At 63.2% G+C, this 20,794-nt stretch carries 19 protein-coding genes; 9 read left to right on the forward strand and 10 right to left on the reverse strand.

Features of this window, described 5'->3' with window-relative positions; genetic code table 11:
- Nucleotides 1-162: 162 nt before the first annotated feature.
- From BLQ92_RS01085 to BLQ92_RS01095, 3 genes are all read left to right on the forward strand, one after another.
- Entirely contained in the window at nucleotides 163-807 is a 645-nt protein-coding gene (locus tag BLQ92_RS01085; protein WP_090680696.1) for an MBL fold metallo-hydrolase, read from the forward strand.
- Complete coding sequence (locus BLQ92_RS01090) at nucleotides 804-1,466, forward strand: 3'-5' exonuclease family protein (protein ID WP_090680699.1); 663 nt, start codon at nucleotides 804-806, stop codon at nucleotides 1,464-1,466. Before BLQ92_RS01085 ends, BLQ92_RS01090 begins: the two co-directional genes overlap by 4 nt.
- 76 nt (nucleotides 1,467-1,542) lie before the next feature.
- Entirely contained in the window at nucleotides 1,543-2,013 is a 471-nt protein-coding gene (locus BLQ92_RS01095) for an Lrp/AsnC family transcriptional regulator (protein WP_175771998.1), read from the forward strand.
- Nucleotides 2,014-2,113: 100 nt separating this feature from the next.
- On the opposite strand, the gene BLQ92_RS01100 is transcribed toward BLQ92_RS01095, so the two are convergent.
- From BLQ92_RS01100 to BLQ92_RS01110, 3 genes are all read right to left on the reverse strand, one after another.
- On the reverse strand, nucleotides 2,114-3,325 hold the full coding sequence (locus BLQ92_RS01100) for a cation diffusion facilitator family transporter (RefSeq protein WP_090680701.1): 1,212 nt from the start codon (nucleotides 3,323-3,325) through the stop codon (nucleotides 2,114-2,116).
- Nucleotides 3,326-3,594: 269 nt separating this feature from the next.
- Nucleotides 3,595-3,897, reverse strand: coding sequence for an H-NS histone family protein (locus tag BLQ92_RS01105; RefSeq protein ID WP_090680703.1), 303 nt, complete (start codon nucleotides 3,895-3,897; stop codon nucleotides 3,595-3,597).
- Nucleotides 3,898-4,286: 389 nt separating this feature from the next.
- Nucleotides 4,287-4,952, reverse strand: coding sequence for a HugZ family pyridoxamine 5'-phosphate oxidase (locus BLQ92_RS01110; RefSeq protein WP_090680706.1), 666 nt, complete (start codon nucleotides 4,950-4,952; stop codon nucleotides 4,287-4,289).
- 216 nt (nucleotides 4,953-5,168) lie between these two features.
- Between BLQ92_RS01110 and BLQ92_RS01115 the strand changes: the two genes are divergently transcribed.
- Complete coding sequence (locus BLQ92_RS01115) at nucleotides 5,169-6,380, forward strand: MFS transporter (RefSeq protein ID WP_090680708.1); 1,212 nt, start codon at nucleotides 5,169-5,171, stop codon at nucleotides 6,378-6,380.
- Nucleotides 6,381-6,636: 256 nt separating this feature from the next.
- The gene (locus tag BLQ92_RS01120) at nucleotides 6,637-8,289 is read left to right on the forward strand and encodes a collagen-like triple helix repeat-containing protein (protein ID WP_090680710.1); all 1,653 of its coding nucleotides are present in this window, start codon (nucleotides 6,637-6,639) and stop codon (nucleotides 8,287-8,289) included.
- Between the two features lie 182 nt (nucleotides 8,290-8,471).
- On the opposite strand, the gene BLQ92_RS01125 is transcribed toward BLQ92_RS01120, so the two are convergent.
- The 3 genes from BLQ92_RS01125 to BLQ92_RS01135 all read right to left on the reverse strand — a co-directional run bounded on the left by BLQ92_RS01125 (nucleotide 8,472) and on the right by BLQ92_RS01135 (nucleotide 12,292).
- Complete coding sequence (locus BLQ92_RS01125) at nucleotides 8,472-9,482, reverse strand: cupin-like domain-containing protein (protein WP_090680713.1); 1,011 nt, start codon at nucleotides 9,480-9,482, stop codon at nucleotides 8,472-8,474.
- Between the two features lie 137 nt (nucleotides 9,483-9,619).
- Complete coding sequence (locus tag BLQ92_RS01130; RefSeq protein WP_090680716.1) at nucleotides 9,620-10,765, reverse strand: branched-chain amino acid ABC transporter substrate-binding protein; 1,146 nt, start codon at nucleotides 10,763-10,765, stop codon at nucleotides 9,620-9,622.
- A gap of 420 nt (nucleotides 10,766-11,185) precedes the next feature.
- Nucleotides 11,186-12,292: an NAD(P)H-dependent flavin oxidoreductase gene (locus BLQ92_RS01135; protein ID WP_090680719.1), complete on the reverse strand. Its 1,107-nt coding sequence runs from the start codon at nucleotides 12,290-12,292 to the stop codon at nucleotides 11,186-11,188.
- Between the two features lie 245 nt (nucleotides 12,293-12,537).
- On the opposite strand from BLQ92_RS01135, the gene BLQ92_RS01140 reads away from it, so the two are divergent.
- The gene (locus tag BLQ92_RS01140; protein ID WP_090680721.1) at nucleotides 12,538-13,236 is read left to right on the forward strand and encodes a dienelactone hydrolase family protein; all 699 of its coding nucleotides are present in this window, start codon (nucleotides 12,538-12,540) and stop codon (nucleotides 13,234-13,236) included.
- A gap of 15 nt (nucleotides 13,237-13,251) precedes the next feature.
- On the forward strand, nucleotides 13,252-14,742 hold the full coding sequence (locus tag BLQ92_RS01145; RefSeq protein WP_090680724.1) for an amidase: 1,491 nt from the start codon (nucleotides 13,252-13,254) through the stop codon (nucleotides 14,740-14,742).
- A 27-nt stretch (nucleotides 14,743-14,769) separates the two neighbouring features.
- On the opposite strand, the gene BLQ92_RS01150 is transcribed toward BLQ92_RS01145, so the two are convergent.
- The 4 genes from BLQ92_RS01150 to BLQ92_RS01165 form a co-directional block, all read right to left on the reverse strand.
- On the reverse strand, nucleotides 14,770-16,059 hold the full coding sequence (locus tag BLQ92_RS01150; RefSeq protein WP_175772093.1) for an MFS transporter: 1,290 nt from the start codon (nucleotides 16,057-16,059) through the stop codon (nucleotides 14,770-14,772).
- A gap of 253 nt (nucleotides 16,060-16,312) precedes the next feature.
- Entirely contained in the window at nucleotides 16,313-16,624 is a 312-nt protein-coding gene (locus BLQ92_RS01155; RefSeq protein ID WP_090680727.1) for a high-potential iron-sulfur protein, read from the reverse strand.
- A gap of 114 nt (nucleotides 16,625-16,738) precedes the next feature.
- On the reverse strand, nucleotides 16,739-17,845 hold the full coding sequence (locus tag BLQ92_RS01160) for an NAD(P)/FAD-dependent oxidoreductase (protein WP_090680728.1): 1,107 nt from the start codon (nucleotides 17,843-17,845) through the stop codon (nucleotides 16,739-16,741).
- 315 nt (nucleotides 17,846-18,160) lie between these two features.
- On the reverse strand, nucleotides 18,161-19,138 hold the full coding sequence (locus BLQ92_RS01165) for an AAA family ATPase (RefSeq protein WP_090680730.1): 978 nt from the start codon (nucleotides 19,136-19,138) through the stop codon (nucleotides 18,161-18,163).
- Between the two features lie 325 nt (nucleotides 19,139-19,463).
- Here BLQ92_RS01165 and BLQ92_RS01170 point away from each other — a divergent pair, with 325 nt between their 5' ends.
- Nucleotides 19,464-19,955, forward strand: a complete 492-nt coding sequence (locus tag BLQ92_RS01170) for a hypothetical protein (protein WP_090681836.1) — start codon at nucleotides 19,464-19,466, stop codon at nucleotides 19,953-19,955.
- 28 nt (nucleotides 19,956-19,983) lie between these two features.
- Entirely contained in the window at nucleotides 19,984-20,781 is a 798-nt protein-coding gene (locus BLQ92_RS01175) for an endonuclease/exonuclease/phosphatase family protein (RefSeq protein ID WP_090681838.1), read from the forward strand.
- The last annotated feature ends 13 nt before the right edge of the window (nucleotides 20,782-20,794 follow it).

A 20,794-nucleotide genomic window follows, 5' to 3' on the forward strand; every position in this document is an offset into this window, starting at 1 on the left:
ATTATACCTAAAAGACAATTTCGAGACGCCAAGGTGCTGATAACTTTGATGAATTTTCACTATTGCTGCAAAAATGGGCATTGCCGACCACCCATTCGGCATATCGGCGAGGGCCTTGCAGCGCCGGTACAATCAACGTTTTTGCTGCGGCCTACCGTCCTCATGAAAGTCACTCTGATCCCTGTCACGCCGTTCCAGCAGAACTGCTCGCTGCTCGTTTGCGAGGCAACGGGACGCGCCGCCGTCGTCGATCCGGGTGGCGACCTCGAGATCATCCAGGGCGAAGTTGCGCGCCAGAATGTATCGGTAGAAAAGGTCTTCCTGACGCACGGCCATATCGACCACTGTGCCGGCGCGAAGAGCTTGGCCATGCATTACGGTGTCCCAATCGACGGCCCGCATCCCGACGAACGCTTCTGGCTCGACAAGCTGCCCGACCAGAGCACGCGCTTTGGCTTCCCGGCCGCGCAGGCCTTCGAACCGGACCGCTGGCTGCAAGACGGCGAGACCGTGCAGTTCGGCAATGAAACGCTGGAGGTCTATCACTGCCCCGGCCATACGCCCGGCCACGTGATCTTCTTTAGCCGCGCGCACCGGCTCGCGCTGGTAGGCGACGTGCTGTTCGCCGGCTCGATCGGCCGCACCGATTTTCCGCGCGGCAATCATGCCGACCTGATCCGCTCGATCCGCGAAAAGCTCTGGCCGCTTGGCGACGACGTCACCTTCGTGCCCGGCCACGGGCCTACGTCGACGTTCGGCGCCGAGCGCCGCACGAACCCGCATGTCGCAGATGGAGTGAGTGCATGAGCGCCGAAATCTATGTGAGCACCGATGTCGAAGCGGACGGCCCGATCCCCGGCCCGCACTCCATGCTCAGTTTCGCCTCGGCCGCCTATACGGAAGACAAGCAACTGATCGGCACCTTCTCGGCGAACCTCGAACTGCTGGAGGGCGCGAGCCCCCATCCGGTCCAGGAAGCCTGGTGGAAGACCCAGCCCGATGCATGGGCGGCCTGCCGCGTGGATCTGCAGAAACCGGCCAAGGCGCTGGAGGCGTACGTGACGTGGGTTGAGGCGCTGCCCGGCAAGCCGGTCTTCGTGGCGATGCCGGCTGGCTTCGATTTCACCTTCATGTTCTGGTACATGATGCGCTTCACCGGCCGCTGCCCGTTTTCATGGTCGGCGCTCGACATCAAGACGCTGGCCTTTGCGATGACCGGCCTGCCCTATCGCAAATGCATCAAGCCGCGCTTGCCACAGCGGTGGTTCGATGAACACCCCCACACCCACGTCGCGCTCGACGATGCGATCGAACAGGGCGCCCTGTTCTGCAATATGCTCGCCGAGTTGCGCGGCAACCAGGCCGCGCTGGCTGACCATACCAGCGCTATAGCGGCAGCGGCTAAGGCAGCAGCGAAAGATGGGGACGGCACAGGGCAAAATGTCGCCGTCAAACCGGCAAATTAGGTAATCTCCCTCGTCAGAGCCGTTTTACATTGCGTTTCGTTTTCACCGCCTCTACTATTAGGAACATGGCACGCCAATGGAGGCGCAGTTGACACTCGATACGTTCTCTCAAAAGATCCTGCGCCTGCTGCAGCTCGACGCTCGCCGCTCGGTGCAGGAGATCTCCGACCAGGTCGGCCTGTCCAGCACACCGTGCTGGCGGCGGATCAAGGATATGGAGCAATCGGGGGTGATCCAGCGCTATACGGCCTTGCTGGATCGCGAAAAGCTCGGACTGCATGTGTGCGCACTCGCCCACATCCATCTGACGCGCCACACGGAAGGTGGGGTCGAGCAGTTCGAGCGGGAAATCGCCACCTGTCCCGAAGTGACCGAGTGCTACAGCACCACAGGCGAGTCCGATTACATCCTCAAGATCGTCGCGCCGGACATCAAGGCCTACGATGCGTTTCTGCACGAGCGCATCTTCAAGATTCCGGCGGTCGCGCAAGTGCGCACGAGCGTCGTGCTGCGTGAAATCAAGTTCGACACGCAGCTGCCGCTTTAAGAGGCCGGGTTCCGTGGGGCCAGGCTAGGACCTGGCTAGTAGCGATGGGTCTGCTGCGGCAGCCCGCGATAGCCCGGCCGGTGCGCCGGACTGCCCTGCTCTATACGATGTCGTGACGTTCCGTAGCCGGTTGCGTGGCCGCCGCGCCGGGCAAACCTTCGTCCATGACCCGCGATATGCTCAGACGGCGTACGCCTAGCCGGTTCTTCAGTCCTGTCAGATCCAGTTGCGCCAGGCGCTGCGCGTCGCTCTCGCCGGCGCTGGGTGCGCTGGCGGGCAGTGTCACGTCGACGTCGAGACCCGTACTCAAGTAGTGAATATTCACCGCCGCGGCGTGCTCGCCCTGCGCAGCCAAGGCCGCCTCGACTTCCGCGACGACGCGCTCGCGGGGCGGCAAATTGACCGGCGGCCGCGCCAGCGCATCGTTTTCCGGATCGACGTGGATCAGCGCATCGAGCACGCGGCTGTCGGTCAGCACACGCGAGCGCGCCGACTCGGCAATATAGTGTCCTTCCGAGACGGAGATCAGCGGATCGACCAGGATGTGTGCGTCGACCAGCGCGAAGTCGCCCATCTTGCGCGTGCGCAGTTCATGCACGTCTCGCACGCCGGGTGTCGACATCAGCAGTTTGCGGACGTCGTCGGTGGCGGCATCGTCGAGTGCCCGGTCCGACAGATCCTGCAGCGCATCCCAGCCGAAGGTCCAGCCCATTCGCGCGACCATAAAACCGACAATCGCGGCCGCAATCGGATCGAGAAGCCGCACGCCAGCCAGACTGCCGATAATGCCGATTGCGACCACCAGCGATGAAGCCGCATCGGAACGCGCATGCCAGGCATTGGCAATCAACATGGCGGAACGCACGCGTTGCGCTTCACGCAGCATGTAACGAAACAAAGCCTCTTTCGAAACGAGCACCAATACGGCAACCGCGAGGGCACTCAGGTGTACCGCGGGAATATCCTGCAAATGCGCAAGGCGCGTACCGGCGCGCCACAGCATGCCGACGCCGACTGCAATAAGCAGTGCACCAAGAAACAGCGAAGCGACTGTCTCGTAGCGGCTGTGGCCGTAATTGTGATCGGCGTCCGGCTTCGCGCCGCTATGGCGATTGGCGACAAGTACGACAAAATCCGAAACCAGGTCGGCGAGCGAGTGCACGCCGTCGGCGACGAGTGCCTGCGAATGGGCAATCACGCCGATGACGATTTGCAGTGCCATCAACACCGTATTGAGCGCAATACTGACAAAGGTACTTTTGCGCGCGACGTCGTGTTTTTCTGCTGATTGTGCGTCGAGAGTGGAGAGCATGGGTGCGGACCGGATTCTGAATGCCCGGATTCTAACCGCCGCATCGTGACAAATCCCGCAATCCCCTAAAATTCTCTTTTAAATCAGATGCTTATCTAAACGGGAAGCATTCGTGTTTCGCGCAAGCCGGAATGGGCACACTGAGCATAGGAAACCATGCCCGGCCAATGAGTGGCATCGGCAGCAGAAGACGAAAAAAAACCGCGCACCTGAAGGTTGCGCGGTTCTTTGGCCGGTAGAGCAATAAACCGCCCACCCGGTTAGTGCGATTAACGTTGGATCAGAAACTTCTCACGATCCTGACCGGCGATCCAACGCGGCGGTTTGCCGCGGCCGGACCACGTGCTGCCGCTATCCGGGTCGCGATATTTCGGCGCGACGCCGGCACGAGGACGGCCTACTTTCGCATTCTTACCACGGCCGCCGCCCAACTCAGCGAGCGTAATGCCGTAGTCAGCCATCTTCTGCTTGATCTCGTTCAACACTTCCGCGTATTCACGCGACTTTGCTTCTTCGATCTGCTTTTCCAGCTTTTCTCGCTGCGCGAGTAGTTCCTTGTAGGAGGAAGACATAGGTTCCCTTGTGGTTTGGATAAATGACTACCAGTCTGAGCCGGTTTGCCCTTTGAAGGTGTTCATGCCTCGGAATTTGCAGGCGAGATTAACACAAAATAGAAAGTGTGGAAAAGTCGAATTCTTAAATTAATTATGTTTCATTTCGTAAAATTTCATCTTGCGACGACGTTAGCAAGCCTTTCATTTACTTCTTTTTTCGCAGGTTATGGAAAAACAGGCCATCGCGGGAGTAAATGCCGAAGTTAATTCGCAAATTATGGAAATTAATATGTGAATTGCACCAAAACATTTCATGGGATGAGAGCTTCCCCAGAGATTGGTACAAAAATATGAGATAAATAGTCGAGATGCATCAACGACTCAGTGTTTTCCCGCAATAGTAGCCATCATGAATCGCTCATATCTCGCGCCATGCAATCTTCTAGTGCCGCATGCAAGGAATGGGTATCTTTGGCGACAGTCTCGAATACGAAGCGGCTTCGTAAAACCCCTTTCTTGAGATCCGCGCCATAGCGGTCGATGCCCAGCAGTTCCAGGTCGCATGGCCGCTGAGGGTGAGCGTCGAACCACGCCCACAAGGCGCACTCGTCGTCGAACGACACGGGGGCGAGCGGATCGAGCTCGTCGCCGTCGAGCCAGCCCATGGCGCCAAAGCCACCTATATAGCGCAGCCGCTTGAGGGTCATCGCCCAGAAGCTGAAGTCGCCCAGCGCGAGGTAGCGCTCGGCATCCGGGTGATAGCGCAAGTAACGGCGTACCACGGCAGCCGGGTCGATCATCTCGAACGAACCCAGCAGCGTGACCCGCTGACCATTGAGCACGTCGCCATCCGGGGCGTGGGCCACCAGAAACCCGGCACGCGCATCAGCCTGCAGGTTGCGCGTGTGTTCGGCAAGCCGGCTCACGAGGATGGTCGGACGATGCCGTGCGTCGGGCGCAAACGGCAGAATCGACGGATACGGAAAACCCTCGGGCTGGCGCGAGTGAGTCGCAAGCGTGCCGGTTGCAGCCTGATGCAGCAGGTGGAGCGGAGCATGAGCAGGAATATTCAAGTGCGCGTCCTCGATAGATGGCGTGTCCTCAAGCGCCTGTTGTGAAGCAGCGCGGTCTTGAGGCCGGATAGAAAGAGATATTAATTCACACGGCATCTGCAGGACTGCGGTTGCTTCGTTAGAATCTGAAGTTCGCTTTCAGGCGGCTTTCTTGGCGCTGCCCGTTGCCTCACCGCTGTTCCTGTTCCTCTTAGCGTCCCCGCCAACGAGATTTCCGTGTCCGACCGTCCATCCGATTACAGCGCGCTTCCCGCCGCGCACCGCGACCTGCCGGCCGCTTCGCTCAAGCGTGCCCGCCTCGCTACCATGGCGCTCTTCTTTATCGCCGGGATGATGTACGCGTCGTGGGGGGTGCATGTGCCGACCGTTCGCGACCGTTTCCACCTGAATCCGGCGCTGCTGTCCTTCGCGTTGCTGGCGGTGGCAGGTGGCTCGATCACCGCAATGGCGACCAACGCGTCGTGGATAGCCCGTGTCGGCACCCGTCGCGCGTGTCTCGCCGGCGGCCTTACGATGGCGCTCTGTGCCGCGCTGATCCTCGTCGTGCCGTCTTACTGGCTGTTGCTGGTGGTGCTGGCCATGTTCGGCGCCGGCATGGCGACGCTGGACGTCGCGATGAACGCCGAGGCGAGCGCGGTCGAGCAGACGCTTGGACGGCCCATCATGTCCGCGCTGCACGGCATGTTCAGCGTCGGCGGGATGGTGGGCGCGGCCGTCGGCGGAGCGCTGCTGGCGCGCGGCATGGCGCCCGCCGTGCACCTGGCGCTGGCCGCAGTGTTGAGCGCGCTGGTCCTGCTGATAGCTTGCCCCGCGGTCTTGCCACACGTGCCGCACGCCGACCATCCGGATGCCGCAACGCCACGCGCCAACCGCTGGCGCTCCCCGGCGCTATGGGCGCTCGGGGCGACCGCGCTGGTCGCGCTGATCGCCGAAGGGGCGATGTACGACTGGGCCACGGTCTATATGCGCGACGTCGTGCTCGCGACACCCGCGCTAGCGAGTGCGGCCTACGCGGCATTTTCCGGTGGCATGGCGGCGGCCCGCTTTGCCGGCGATGCCGTGCGCGCCCGCTTCGGCGCGCCGCAGCTGGTGATGGCGAGCGCATCGCTCGCCTGCGCGGGGATGATCGGCGCACTGCTGCTGCCGTTTTCGTTCACCGCTCTGCTCGGCTTCACGTTGATGGGCCTCGGGCTGGCGAACATGATGCCGGTGCTGTTCGCGGCGGCCGCGCGGGTCGAAGGCATTCATGCGGCCGAGGGGCTAGCGCATGTCGCGGGGCTCGCCTATTTCGGCATGTTGCTTGGGCCGGTGATCATTGGCGGCGTGGCACAGGTCACCAATCTGTCGATCGGGCTGTCGGTGGTTGCGGTGTGTTCGGCACTCATCGCGTTCGCCGGACCGAAGGTCCTGCGGCGTTTGAAAATTTGATGCGGATTGGCTTAATACGCCTCTGAGCGGCATGTGACCTTGCTGGAAACACGCGTCATTGCGTTACGTTACACGCCCGCGGCGCAAAGCCGTGTTCCGTGACACATGGTTGCCCACGACGTCCGCCGCAGTGCTCGCCTTTTCTTCCATTTCCTTGATTTTTAAGGGTTTGTTGTTCCCGCCCGATCTTGACGCAAGAATGGCATAGGCCTTGCAGTTAGCTCCCCCACTGATTCAATACCGGGGGAGCAAAAACATGAATCGCAATTTCAAAATGACGGCCATCGCCATGTGCGTGTCGTCACTGATGGTTCTTCAAGGTTGTGGATCGACGCTGACCAAGCCGTCGGTCAGCCTTGGCAGTGGAGCCGGCAGCGGGGTCACCGGCACGGGCGGCGGGTCCGGCAGTGGTTCGGGAGTCGGCGCGGGGTCTGGTTCCGGATCGGGGTCCGGGTCCGGTTCTGGCTCGGGTAGCGGCACGCCTACGCCTACGCCTACGCCTACGCCTACGCCCACGCCTACTCCGACGCCCACTCCGACGCCAACGCCAACGCCAACGCCAACGCCAACGCCAACGCCAACGCCAACGCCGACGCCCACACCGACCCCGAGCGCCAACGCCATCGGCCAGGTCGTCCAGAACACGGGCAACGTCGTCACAGCGACCGGTCAGACGGTCTCCGCACTGGGCAGCCAGATCGGACTCACTCCGATCCCCGGCGGCAACCCGGCAACCACCACAGCGCTCGGCAACGTCGTCTCGAATCTCGGCAACGGCGTCACCGCAGTTGGCACAGGCGCCACGAACGGCCTGGGCCAACTGGGCATCTCGACCAATCCGCTCGGCGTGACGCTGTCGAGCAGCGGCAACCTCATCTATGACGCAGGCCAGGCCGTCAACAGCACCGGCCAGCTCGTGACCAGCCTCGGCAGCGGTCCGACGGCGCCGCTCAGCCCGTTGACTACACCACTCGGCACCACCGTCTCGGCGGTCGGCAACGCCGTCAGCGGACTCGGCACCACGCTCGGCACGACGGTATCCACCGGCCCTATCGAGCAGGTCACCCAATCGCTGAGCACGGCCATTACGCCGATCACCACCACGCTCGCCCAGACCACACAAACCGTCGGCGACGCCACGGGTCTCGGCGCACCGCTTAACGGCCTGCTGTCGACCATCGGCCACGGGCTGGACAGCGCGGGCAGCCAGATCAGTGGCGCGACCACCACCCCGATCGGTCAGAACCTCGGCAGTGTCGTCACCAATCTCGGCAACACCGTCACATCGGCGGGCGGCCTGCTGACGAGCGGCGCGGGCGGCGGCAACCCGTTGGCGCCCATTACCGGCATCCTCAATGGCACGAGCAACCCGCTCGCCGGAACGCCGCTGGCGCCGATCACCAACATCCTGACGGCCTTGCCGGGCACGCTGAGCGGCGGTCTCTCGGGCGGCGGCTCCGGCAATCCGCTCGCGCCGATCACCGGCGTGCTGACTTCGGTCACCTCGTCGTTGACGGGCGGCCTAGGCGGCGCCAGCGGCTCGGGCAATCCGCTCGCGCCGTTGACAGGCGTCCTCAGCTCGGTAACCGGCGCGCTCAGCGGCGCGGCAGGCGGCGCAGGGGGAACAGGTGGGTTGGGCAATCCGTTGGCACCGGTTACGTCGGCGGTCACGTCGCTCACCGGCGCCTTGGGCTCGGCGAGTGGGGGCGCGAGCGTATCCGGTTCGACTAGCGGAAACGGCTCGGTCAACGGTAGTGGCAGCGCCAGCACCAGCCTGCTCGCGCCGGTCACCGGTCTGGTCAGCTCGCTGACCAGTGGCCTGAGCGGTGCGACCTCAGGCGGCGCGTCCAGCGGCAACTCCGGCAGCGGCTCGGGCGGCCTGCTGAACGGGCTGTTGCCGAAAAAATAAAGGCAGCAAAAAAAAGAAGAAAAAGCAGTACCAGGGGGGCGGCGGACCGGGCAACCGGTCCGCCGTTTTTTATGGCGCGCTCGTCGAACGTCGAGCAGGGTCGCGAAGCGTAATACACGCAAAGCACGGCAAATCACGGCATAGCGCACGCCACGCCGCGAAACGGAAGGCGCATTGCACGCCTATAGCTCGTGATAAGTGTCGTAGGAATTGCAGAAGTCGTTGCGTACGACGAAATTCGTATAGGTCATCGTCACGGATGCCTCGAGTCCTTCCACGTAATGCCACCAGCCGATCGGCAGGAACAGCAGATCACCCGGTCCAATCGTGCATTCAATCAGGTTCGCCTGCTGCAAAGCCGGAAAACGCGCCACATCGATTGCGCTGCCGTCCACCTGCGAATAACAGTGCAAGTGGTTATACATATACGGCGTATCCGACATCGGAATCAGCTTGACCCGTTTGCGCCCGATCACCTGCGCCATAAAGTTGTTGGTCAGGTCGTGATGAAACGGCGTCTTCGTACCGGCCGGACCGAACCAGAAAAAGCCGGTATCGGGCGAAGCGGGATCGAGATACTCGCGAATGGTCGGCACGTCCTGCCACAGCGCCGCGAGCGAAGCCCGATTAACCGACGTGTTGTTCGCCGTCATATAAAAGTCATTGGTCGCGCCGCTGCGCTCGACCAGATCGACATACTCGCGAAACGGCATTGTCCGCTTCAGATTCGGCTGGTTGACCTCGTAGTTCGGATCCGAATTCCGGCCAAACTGCACTTCAACCTCGCAATCGCCACAGCGCGCCCGGAAGTAATCGAAGCTCCATTGAGTGCGCGCCGGCCATGTGTCGAATGCGCCGGTGATAATCACCGGACGGTTCTGAAAGTAGTACTGCTCAAAGAATTCGTCACGCGAAAGGCGCTCGCGCCGCTCGACTGCGGCACCGCTCGCACGCATCCGGTTCAACTGACCGTACACGGATAAGGTCCAGTCGCGCTTGCGCAAACGATTGCATAGACGCGCGCTACCCTGCAGATACGGGCTCGCGATGGCGGCATTGATTTCCTGGGCTGCTTCCTCAGCAACGAAACCCTGGTTGACCATGGCCGCGTGCAGCGCAGGCGCAGGGGCGCCTAGCAACAGATTTTCAGCAATCCAGCGGCGCACGTCGTCGTTCATGCGGGTCACAGTCATCTCCCTGTGTTGATTCGTCCGAACGTTAGACTCTCACGCAGCCGCCCAAAAGAAAAGGCGCGCATTCCTAAAGGAATGCACGCCTTGCATCATCCTACAGACGGTAGGCAAAACGCCCACCGTCACGTAGTGAAAACTTACATCTTGACCACGTCCAGCAGCGTCTTCTTGCCGGCCTTGTAGTCATACAGCGAGATCACGCCGTGCTGCAGGTCGCCGTGCGAATCGAACGTCGTTTCGCCAATCACGCCCTTGTAGTCGGTGCTCGGCATTGCTGCCAGGATCTTTGCCGGATCGGTCGAGTTAGCACGTTTCATAGCGTCGACGATGATGTACACAGCGTCATACGTGAACGGAGCGTAAATCTGGATCGGTTGGCCAAAACGCTTTTCGTACTTGGCTTCGAACGCCTTGCCGCCAGCCATCTTCTCGAGCGCCATACCGGCTTCCGAGCAGACGATGTTGTCGGTTGCGTCGCCAGCCAGGTCCGACAGCTTGTCGGTACACACGCCGTCGCCAGCCAGAACCTTCGCACGCAGGCCGAGCTGCTTGGCTTGCTTGGCGAAGGGGCCGCCGGTGGCGTCCATGCCGCCGTACATGATCGCGTCAGGGTTTTCGCCCTTGATCTTCGTCAGAATGGCGCGGAAGTCGACAGCCTTGTCGTTGGTCGCATCATGCGACATCACGTTCATGCCGAGCGACTTGGCGGTCTTCTCGAACTCGTTTGCCAGACCTTGGCCGTAAGCGGTCGAGTCGTCGACGATCGCGACGCTCTTCACTTTCATGTCCTTGGCGGCGTAGTTAGCCAGTGCCGGGCCTTGTTGCGCATCGGTTGCCACAACACGGTACGTCGTCTTGAAGCCCTGTTGCGTGTAAGCCGGGTTGGTTGCCGACGGCGAGATCTGCACGATGCCTGCATCGCTATAGATCTTCGAAGCCGGGATCGACGTGCCCGAGTTCAAGTGGCCGACCACTGCGACGACCTTGTCGTCAACCAGCTTCTGTGCAACTTGAGTAGCGGTACGCGGGTCAGCCGCGTCGTCTTGTGCATCCAGTTGCAGCGTGATTTTCTGGCCACCAATCGTCAGACCCTTGGCGTTGATTTCCTCAATTGCCAGACGAGCGCCGTTTTCGTTGTCTTTACCCAGGTGAGCGATACCGCCGGTAAGCGGTGCGACGTGGCCGATCTTGACGACCTCGTCCGCCACCGCGCCCGTTGCCAACGACGCAAACAACATGGCAGCAGCGCTGATCGGCAACAGCTTTTGAATCTTGATGTTCATGTAAGTCTCCAGTTTCGGTCCCAAAAACAACGTAATCGCCCTGTGCCCCCGCTTCCTTCTCGTGTCGCTCAGTCCCGTGGACGATCACGCCGGTTGCATCGTTTTATGCACTTGGCCAGTACGCCAGATAGCTTGTTTGTGGCAAGCGGCTATGCGTACTTGCGCGCAAGTGTAGGCCATCAAATTAATTTGTGGGATTTTTTTGAGTAAGTGGGATGAACACCAATAGCGTTTATCCCACAAGCTTGACTGGGGAGCCGGCGAGCCCCCCGGAGAGCACCAGCCCATGCGGGTTTCCGCCAGGCTGGAGGGTGTGCGGCCACGGCAGCCTAATGGTTTTTGAGGTCTATGCCGTTAATTGGCTGAATAAGCATTAAGCGCCGGAAACCGTCCAACAAGGCGGCTGGCGCAGAGAACTTTTCAGTCTGCGAGGCGGGCGATATCGGCGGCGGCCGCGCGCCATTCGGCGTGCAGCTGTTCGACCAGTTCCGCAGCCGGCAGCCCCTCGCGGCGCTTGCGTCCGAGCGGCGCGCCCTGCCCCGACCACAAGGACAGATAGTCGCCGTTGTCGGCCCGCCCCGCGGTCTGGCGCAATTCCTGGGTGAGCGCGTTCTGCACCGGGTAGGGTGCCACGGCATCCAGATGCTCGCTCAGTTGCTGCATGAGTGGATTACGTATGCCGCGGGCATGCCGGCCGGTGATCGCCCGGGTCACGGCGGTCGCATTATCCGGGGCCGAGCGCACGCGCGCCTTCCAGTCCGCCGGGATCGTGCTCTCCGCACAGGTCAGGAACGCCGTGCCCATCTGCGCTGCCTGGGCGCCGAGGGCAAGCGCGGCGACAATGCCGCGTCCATCCATAATGCCGCCGGCGGCCAGCACCGGCAGTCCGGTCGCGTCCACCAGTTGCGGCACCAGCGCCATGGTGCCCACCAGGGCGTCTTCAAACCGGCCGATGAAAGTGCCGCGATGCGCGCCCGCTTCGGCGCCTTGCGCGGCAATCGCGTCGGCGCCGAGCTCGCGCCAGGCGAGGCCTTCGGCCACATGCGTCGCGGTACCGATTACATAACTGCCGGCCGCGTGCAACCGCTCGATATCCTCGCGCGAGATCAAGCCGAAGGTGAAACTCACCACCGGCACGCGCAACTCGATCAGCATCTCGAGTTGCGCGCGGAAGTCAGGCGCGTAGCGTTCGAGCGGCTTGCCGGGCGGCAAGCCGAACTCGGCACGCAGCGGGTCGATGGCCTCGAGCGCGCGGCGCACGATGGTGTCGTCCGGCGCATAAGGCTCCAGCACGAACAGGTTCACGCCGAACGGCCGCGCGGTCAGCGCACGGATCGCGGCCACCTCGCTAGCGAGCTTTTCCGCAGTAAAGGGCGCGGCGGCGAGAAAGCCCAGCGCACCGGCATTCGATACACCCGCCACCATCGCAGGCGAAGTCGGTCCACCCGCCATTGGCGCCTGCACGACCGGCACGCGCAGATCGAAACGTTCGGCAAAAGGTGAAGCGAAGCTGCGTGTATTCGTCATGATTGACTCCTTCCTGATCCGACACCCGCGCGACTGGCGGGTCAACCCAGCCGACTCTACTGGAGCGCCGGGCTCACGAAAAATGAATTATCGAGAACGTTTCGATCCCAGGACGAGAAAGCAGCCCTGCGTGCGGCGCGCAGGCCGCCCCTGGCCTCGCTGCGCAGCCTTTCTTTTAGTGGCACACTGACCGGCCTACAGCGGGCCTTGCCCGCCTGCACCACCGTAATTTGAAGGAGAGCAACGTGAGCGTGACTTCCCGATGGATCGACATTCCGGCCGGCACTGACAGTTTCGAAGGCTATCTGGCCCTGCCCAAGAGCGGCAAAGGTCCAGCCGTCATCATCGTTCAGGAAATCTTCGGCGTGAACAGCCATATTCGCGCGGTCGCCGACCAGTACGCCCAGGACGGCTATGTGGCGCTCGCACCGGACCTCTTCTGGCGCACCCAGCCGCGCGTCGAACTGACCTACGCCGGCGCCGATCGCGACAAGGGCATTGAAATCATGAAGAAGACCGACGTGGGCCTCGCCGTGGCCGACATCGGCGCAACGGCCGCCGCCCTGCGCGCGATGCCGGAAGTGACCGGCAAGGTGGCGGCAATCGGCTACTGCTTCGGCGGCCGCCTTGTGTACCTGGCCGCTGCGCAAAACACCATCGACCTCGGCGTGAGCTACTACGGCGGCGGTATCCAGAACCTGCTCGACGAAGCCGCGAAGATCAAGGTGCCGATGCAGTTCCACTATGGCGAACTCGACCACGGCATTCCTCTCGAAGCCGTGGGCCAGGTGCAGGAGCGTTTCGCCGGCCGTGGCGATGCGCAATTCCATATCTATGCGAACGCCGACCACGGCTTTAACTGCACCGACCGCGCTTCCTACAACCAGCACGCCGCAGCGCTGGCGCACGGCCGCACGCTGACCTTCCTCGGCGAACGGCTGTAACGGGCGCAGCAGCCAGTGCTATCCGACTACCTTGCCCATGACGCGATCGGTCTTGCCGAGCTGGTCCGCACGCGCGAAGCCAGTGCGCGCGAGCTGCTCGATATGGCCATCGCGCGCGCCGAGGCGGCCAATCCCGCGATCAATGCGATCGTCCTCAAGGACTACGAGGCGGCCCGGCAACGGGCCTCGCGCGATCATGCGCATACGCTCGGCGACGGGCCGCTCGCGGGTGTGCCCTATCTGATCAAGGATCTGGGCGCGCCGGTGGCGGGCTTGCGGATGTCGATGGGCAGCCGCCATTACCGGCACTTCGTGCCCAGCGAAGATGCACCGGTGGTCGCGCTGGCGCGCGCAGCCGGCCTCAACATCTTCGCCAAGACCAGCACCTCGGAGCTGGGGCAAATGCCCTATACCGAGCCCGAACTGTTCGGCCCCTGCCGCAACCCGTGGAGCCTCGACCACACGCCGGGCGGTTCGAGCGGCGGCGCCGGGGCCGCCGTGGCGGCGGGCATCGTGCCGCTCGCGCACGCCTCCGATGGCGGCGGTTCGATCCGCATCCCGGCCTCCTGCTGCGGCCTGTTCGGCCTCAAACCGTCGCGCGGACGCATTCCCAGTTTGTACGCGCCCGCCGCCGGCGAGCTCGGCGTCGATCATGCGGTCTCGCGCAGCGTCCGCGACAGCGCGCTGCTGCTCGACCTCATGACTGGGCAAGCGCAGTACAAGCCGCCCGGCGCACCGGGCACGTTTCTGGGTGCGGTCAGCGAGCCGTGCCGGCCATTGAGCATCGCCTATGTGACCGAGGGGATGCTCGCGCCCACGTTGTCGGCCGACGCCCGCGCGGCGCTCGACGACGCGGCGAAACTCGCGGCCTCGCTCGGACACCATGTCGAACCGGTCTCGCTCGGGATCGATTTCGAGGCGGTGCGCCATGCCTACCTGATGTTGTGTTCGTTGACAGCGCGCGACATGGTGCTGAACGCGGAGCGCATCACCGGCCGCAAGCCGATGCGCGACGAGTTCGAAATCGCCACGTGGGCGATGGCGCAGATCGGCCGCAAGCTTGGCGAGCGCGCCTTGCCGTCCGCGCTGGAGGAACAGCGCCGGATTACCGTGAAGCTCACCGATCTGCTGTCACGCTACGACGTGGTCCTGTGCGCCACCCTGGCCGCGGCGCCGATCAAGATCGGCGAGATGCAGCCCACCGCGAGCGAGCGTCTGCAGATGCGCGCGGTCGTCACGATGCCGATCGAGTTGCTGTTAAAGAAGATGCTCGCGGAAGCTGCCGACAAGGCGTTCGCCTGGGCTGGCTGTACGGAGGTGTTCAACCTGAGCGGCCAGCCGGCGATGTCGGTGCCGCTTTACTGGAATGCCCGCGGCCTGCCGGTCGGCGTGCAGTTCGCGGCGCGCGAGGGTGGCGAGGCCACGCTGTTCCGGCTCGCTGCGCAACTCGAAGCGGCGCGGCCCTGGTTTGCCAAACGTCCCCCCTTGATACCGGCGCGCAGCTAGGCAGTAGCGGCGCACCGAACCGCACGCTCAGGCGGGACGGCGGCGCGCGTCCAGATCGACATGGCGCAGGCCGGGAATATAGGCGAGCGATACGATCGACAAGGCAAGACCACCCATCACGTAGTAGGTCGGCGCGAGCGGCGAGCCGGTCGTTTCGATGAGCCACGTGACGATCAACTGCCCGAACGCGCCGAACAGCATCACCGCCAGGTTGTACGCAAGCGAGAGTCCGGTTGAACGCACGTTGGCGGGAAACAGCTCGGCGATCATCGCGCCGAATGGGCCGTAGTAACCGGACAGCGTAATCGACAGAATCGCTTGCACCAGGATCAACTTCGACACGCTCGGCGCCGCCGCGAGCGAAGCGAACAGCGGGTAGATCAAGACGAGTGTCAGCACCAACGACCACATCGCCAGCCGCTTGCGGCCAATCCTGTCCGACCATGCGCCGGTCAGCGGCGAGAGCACCATCAACAGCAGGTTGCCGGCAATCAGTGCGTAGAAGGATTGCGCATACGGCAGCTTCAGTTGCTTGACCGCGAAGGTGGGCAGATAGCTGATCAGCACATAGAGGGTGACCGTCACTGCGATCACTGTGCCGAGTGCGCACAGTACCTCACGGCTGTGGCTCGCGAGAACTTCGCGCAGCGTCGCGCGACGCGCCGTTTGTTGCGCGTGCAGAAACGCTTCGGAGTCGGCGAGGTGACGGCGGACATAAAAGCCGATCGGCCCGATCACGAGGCCGAGCAGGAATGGCACGCGCCAGCCCCATGATTTCAGCGCCTCAGGCGAGAGACCGCGCGTGATCGCCGCGCCGAGCGCGGCGCCAAGCAGCAACGCGGCCGCCTGGCTGGCCATCTGCCAGCCGCCATAGAGACCGCGCTTCGAGAACGGCGCCGCTTCGATCAGCAGCGCGGTGGAACTGCCGAACGCGCCGCCCGCAGAAAAGCCTTGCAGCAAACGCCCCAGCACGATCATCAGCGGCGCGCCGATGCCAATGGCCGAATACGGCGGCGCGATCGCCACCAGCAGCACACCGAGCGTCATCAGGGCCATCACCAGCGACAACGCCGCCTGGCGCCCTGCCCGGTCCGCGTAAAGTCCGAGCACGATGGCGCCGAGCGCCCGCATGACAAACGCGGCGCCGAAACTGGCGGTGGTGAGAAGCAGTGCGGAATATTGACTACTGGCTGGGAAAAACGGTTCGGCAATCACCACCGTCATCAAGCCGAAGACCGAGAAGTCGTACCACTCGAGTGCGTTGCCGATCACGGCTGCCGCTACCGCTCGGGTATTGAGGCTCTTTGACGCTGCCATCAGGATCTCCAGCCTTCGAAAGGTGTCGCGTGCTGCCTTGAAGATGAGCCGCTCGACGAGACGCGCTGCCGCCATGCCAAAAGCATTGCGAGTGTAAAGACCGCTGTAAAGGTTTTCAAGCTGCAAAAAGGGGGCTGGCGCACGCTGCGACAGCCCCCTCGGGGAAGCAAGCCGGTAGCCGCGCCGGCAAAGACGCACTTATGCTGCAGCGCGTCCGGCGCGGCATGTCCGGTGCACGGCCCTCACCGGGATCTCAGGCCTTCTTGTTATATGCGCTGCACCAACCCTTGGCCGAGACCTGCTTGCCGCCGAACATCGGGCAGCCGCCCCAAGGGTCGGTGGCCTTGCCTTGATAGAAGCTGCAGTTACCGCAATCCTGGCCAGCCGCGTACTTGGCGTACTTGGCCTTGTCGACCTTGCTGGCGTCTTCCTTGTAGCCGAGCGCCTGAGCGGTCGGATCGGTTTCGGTGACTTTGGGGGCGTCGGCGAAGGCCTGGCGCGACAATGCGAGCGTCGAGGCGACGCCAATGCTCGTAATGAGGAAGCTACGACGGGATGACTTCATGGGGACTCACTCCATTTTGTATTGGACTAAACGCCGTTCTAACGACAGCGGTCCCCAAGCATAACAACGAAGCCGTCACGCGTGACGGCTCAAATGATAGACATAAGCGAATTGTTAAGCTCGCCCAACCAGCTCGCATACGCGCTGCGCAATCGCGAGGCACGCGGTCAAGCCCGGCGATTCGATCCCGAACAGATTGACCAGTCCGCGCACGCCATGCGCGGCCGGCCCCTGAATCACGAAGTCGGCCGCGGGTTCGCCGGGACCGGAGAGTTTGGGACGAATGCCCGCATACGCTGGCTGCAACGCGCCGTCGGGTAGCGCGGGCCAATAGGCGCGGATCGCGGCATAGAAGGAATCCGCACGATGCGGGTCCACGTCGTAGTTGATTGCATCGACCCATTCGACATCGGGACCGAAGCGCGCCTGGCCGCCGAGGTCGATGGTCAGGTGCACGCCAAGACCGGCCTCGTTCGGCATCGGATAGATCAGGCGGCTAAACGGCGCGCGCCCCGAGATGCTGAAGTAGTTGCCGCGCGCCAGATAAAGCGGCGGCACATGCCGTGCATCGAGTCCGCGAATCTGCCGGGCCAGCGCATTGGCCTGCAGGCCTGCGCTATTGATCACACACGCCGCGCTGATCGTGGTGGGCGCGGCCCCGCCGACCTTCACCACGAAGCGCCCGTTGCTCGACTCGATCGCCTCGACCGGGGCATGGAACGCGCACACGGCGCCGTCGCGTTCGGCATCGCCTTGAAGCGCCAGCATCAGTTGATGACTGTCGACGATCCCCGTGCGCGGCGAAAACACCGCCTCCACGCATTCGAGCGCCGGCTCCAGCGCCTGCGCTTCCGCGCCGCCAATGCGCAGCAGATCGAGCACGCCGTTTTCCTTGCCGCGCGCCATGATGCTTTCCAGTTGCGGAACCTGGTTGCGCGAGGTCGCCACGAGCAGCTTGCCGCACCGCGAATGCGGCACGCCGTGCTCCTCGCAGTAGTCGTACAGCATCTCGCGGCCGCGCACGCACAGCGTCGCCTTCACCGAACCGCGCGGATAGTAGATGCCCGCGTGAATCACTTCGCTATTGCGCGAACTGGTACCGACGCCAATCGCTTCGGCCGCCTCCAGCACAATCACTTCGCGACCGCGTGCCGCCAGGGCACGCGCTACCGCCAGGCCCACGACACCGGCGCCGATCACTACACATTCGATCTGATCCATGTCTCTTGACGCGGCCAACCGCACCGCGCGACCCCTCGTCCATCTGATGAAGATGAAGAGCGGCGGCGGCTGTCTCGTGCCGCCCACCACTCGCTGTCGAACGCGTCCTGCCCACACGACAAATTCTACGACGCCGTACAGAAACGAATGCCCGCAGTCGCAACAACTGCGGGCATCGGATCGATAACCGGGTTCTTGAATCCGTGTGACGGACAGCTTCAGTGTACGCCGTCGCCGCCCGCTGCGCTCGTTTGATATGCGCGCAGCGTGTGACACGGCCGTGACGCCGCCGTGACGCAACGCCCGCCGCGCGACTCAAAATCCGATCGGTTTGCGCCGGTTGCCGTGGTCGAGCCGGATGTCGCCCGCGTCGATCCAGTCTCGTCCGTCGATGCGCGCCGCCCCGAAGCCGTTCAGGATCGCGCGGCGCATTTCCCGCGGCGACGCATGCTTGAGCGCATCGAGCGCAGGCTCGCCCAGCTCGGCTGGAAAGCGCTGGCCCCAGCCGTGGGCGGAGCGGATTTCATCGTAGATCGACTGGGCGATGCGGCGCGCGCCTTCGTGATCCGGCGGCGGAATTTCGTAGACGTTCATCCGGTTCAGCAGCGGCTCCGGAATGCCACGCTCATCGTTGGCGGTCGCGATCCAGATCACATGACCCGCGTTGATCGGAATCTCCGCGAATTCGTCGATGAAGGTTTCGGCGGTGTCATGCTCCAGCAGCGCATACAGCGCGCCGAGCGGATCGTATTGCGAGTCGCCGGTGGCCTTGTCGATCTCGTCGACGGCGATCACCGGATTCGCGTAGCTGCCGTGCACGAGCGCCTCGAAGACCTTGCCCGGCTTGGCGTTCTTCCATTGCGACGAGGCACCCGAGAGAATCCAGCCCGCGGTCAGCGAACTCATCGCGACATAGTGATACGAGGTGCCCAGCAGCCGCGCAAGCTGCTTCGCAAAATGCGTCTTGCCGATGCCGGGGTCGCCGAGCAACAGGATCGGCATCAGTTCGAGGCGGTCCTCGGTTTCGAGGCACAGCGCGACCTGCTTGCGCACGTCGTCGAGCGGCTCGCTGAAGTTCGGCAGCGCCTCGACCAGATCGTCGATCGATGGCATCCGGTTCGGCTTCACGCAAAAGCGCAGATTGCCGGTCTTCAGCATCTTCTCGTAGGTCGCGCGCAGTGCCTCGCTCGACCCTTCGCTCAGATCGTTCAGCGCGGTTTCGACCCGCTCGAGGTCGTAGACCTTGCTAAACGATGCCACCGCGATTTCTTGTTTGACCATTGCTGTTGTCATAGCTCACCCCGTCGTGCTGGTCTTGCGGCTACGGCGCCGGCCAGGCGCCGTTTCAAGTCCAGTGTAACGATGCAATATTCATGCGCAAGCGAGCAGCCGAGCGGGTCTGCTGCTAACACCCGGACTACAGCCCGACCTCAGCCGGGCTCCGCCGTCCCGCCAGGCAGCCAGGGTTCTGGTTGAAGCGGCCGATCATGTCCCCATCTGCAATGCATTGTTGCTGAACCCGGCCCCCGCACGGGTGTCAGAAAGACGTTACGACCTTCAGGCGTAAGATGAGCGCCTGTCATCCCGCCGGATACAGTGCACCGGAGAGCCGTCAATGATGTGGAAAACCAGTCTCGTCGCCGTGCTGTTCGGCACGTCCGTACTCGCTCAGGCGCAGCAGCCAGCGGCCCCGCAGGTCGTGCAATGGCAGTTGCAGGTGATGCGCGACGGCCAGCAGATCGACTCGTTCGAGGGCAACACGACGGTCGGCCAGGCGCGCACCGATACGCATCATCAGGTGGTGCAGCACAACGTCGGCTGCAAGGATGCGCCCGGCGGTAGTATCGATCTGTCGCGCACGCTGACCGTCTCGCCGCTGCAGGCCGACGCAAATCAGGTCACACTGGCCATTGACGCGCAGGAAACCTTCGAGGACGACAACGCGCAGCAAACCGACACGGGCTGCAAGCTGCCGCCGCAGCCGCGTCAGGTGAGCGCGAATCATCCGGGTCTGAAGGTGCCGGCCGGCCAATGGGTCACCTGGCAGATCGTCGACAAGAATCCGAGCCTTGTGTATCGAGTCCATGCCAGCCTCGCCGGCAACCCCTGATATCAACGAAGAACGTGGATCACGCGGCATGCGAAACCCCGAACAACTCATCCGCGAGAGCGTGCAGCCCAAGGATTTCATCGCCGTCAGCTGGAACCTGCACAAGGGGCGCACGCCGCTCGGCTTCCAGGCCTGGCAAGCGATGCAGCGTTGGGTGCAGTCGACCCATGCCGACGCGTATTTCCTGCAGGAAGCGATGGCACGGCGCATGCCGTCGCCGGTGTTGTCGCGCGGATTTGGCGCGCCGCTGCACGATCCGCTCGACGATGTCTGGCATTGCCAGGCCACCGAAATTGCAGAATCGCTGGAGTTGCAGATCGCCCTCGGGCCGAACGTTTTCAAACCGTCGTGGCGGCACGGCAACGCGATCCTGTCGCCGCACCCGCTCGATCTCAGCGGACGCTGGGATATCTCCGCGCACCGCTTCGAAAAGCGTGGCCTACTGGTGGCGCGCGCCACCTTCGCCGGCCATTCGGTGACGCTGTTGTGCGCGCATCTGGCGCTCACGCGTGCGGCAAGACTGCGGCAGATGAACTGGATCGCACACTGGATTTCGAAGGAAGCGCCGCAGGGCCCGCTCGTCCTCGCGGGCGACTTCAACGACTGGCGCAACGACTCGGTGCCGCTGTTCGGCGAACACGGTCTGTATGAGGTGGCCACGCTGCTCGGCGAATCCGGCCGGACCTTTCCGGCGTTTTCACCGGCGCTCGCGCTCGACAAGATGTTCGTGCGCGGCATGCAGCCGGTCGAGTGGATTCAGCCGACTCAAGAGACGGCGTGGCTGTCCGATCATTTGCCGTATATGGCGCGTTTGCGGGTGGAGTAAGCGCCGCGTTTGG

This window comes from Paraburkholderia phenazinium, assembly GCF_900100735.1.
Classification (GTDB): Bacteria; Pseudomonadota; Gammaproteobacteria; order Burkholderiales; family Burkholderiaceae; genus Paraburkholderia; species Paraburkholderia phenazinia.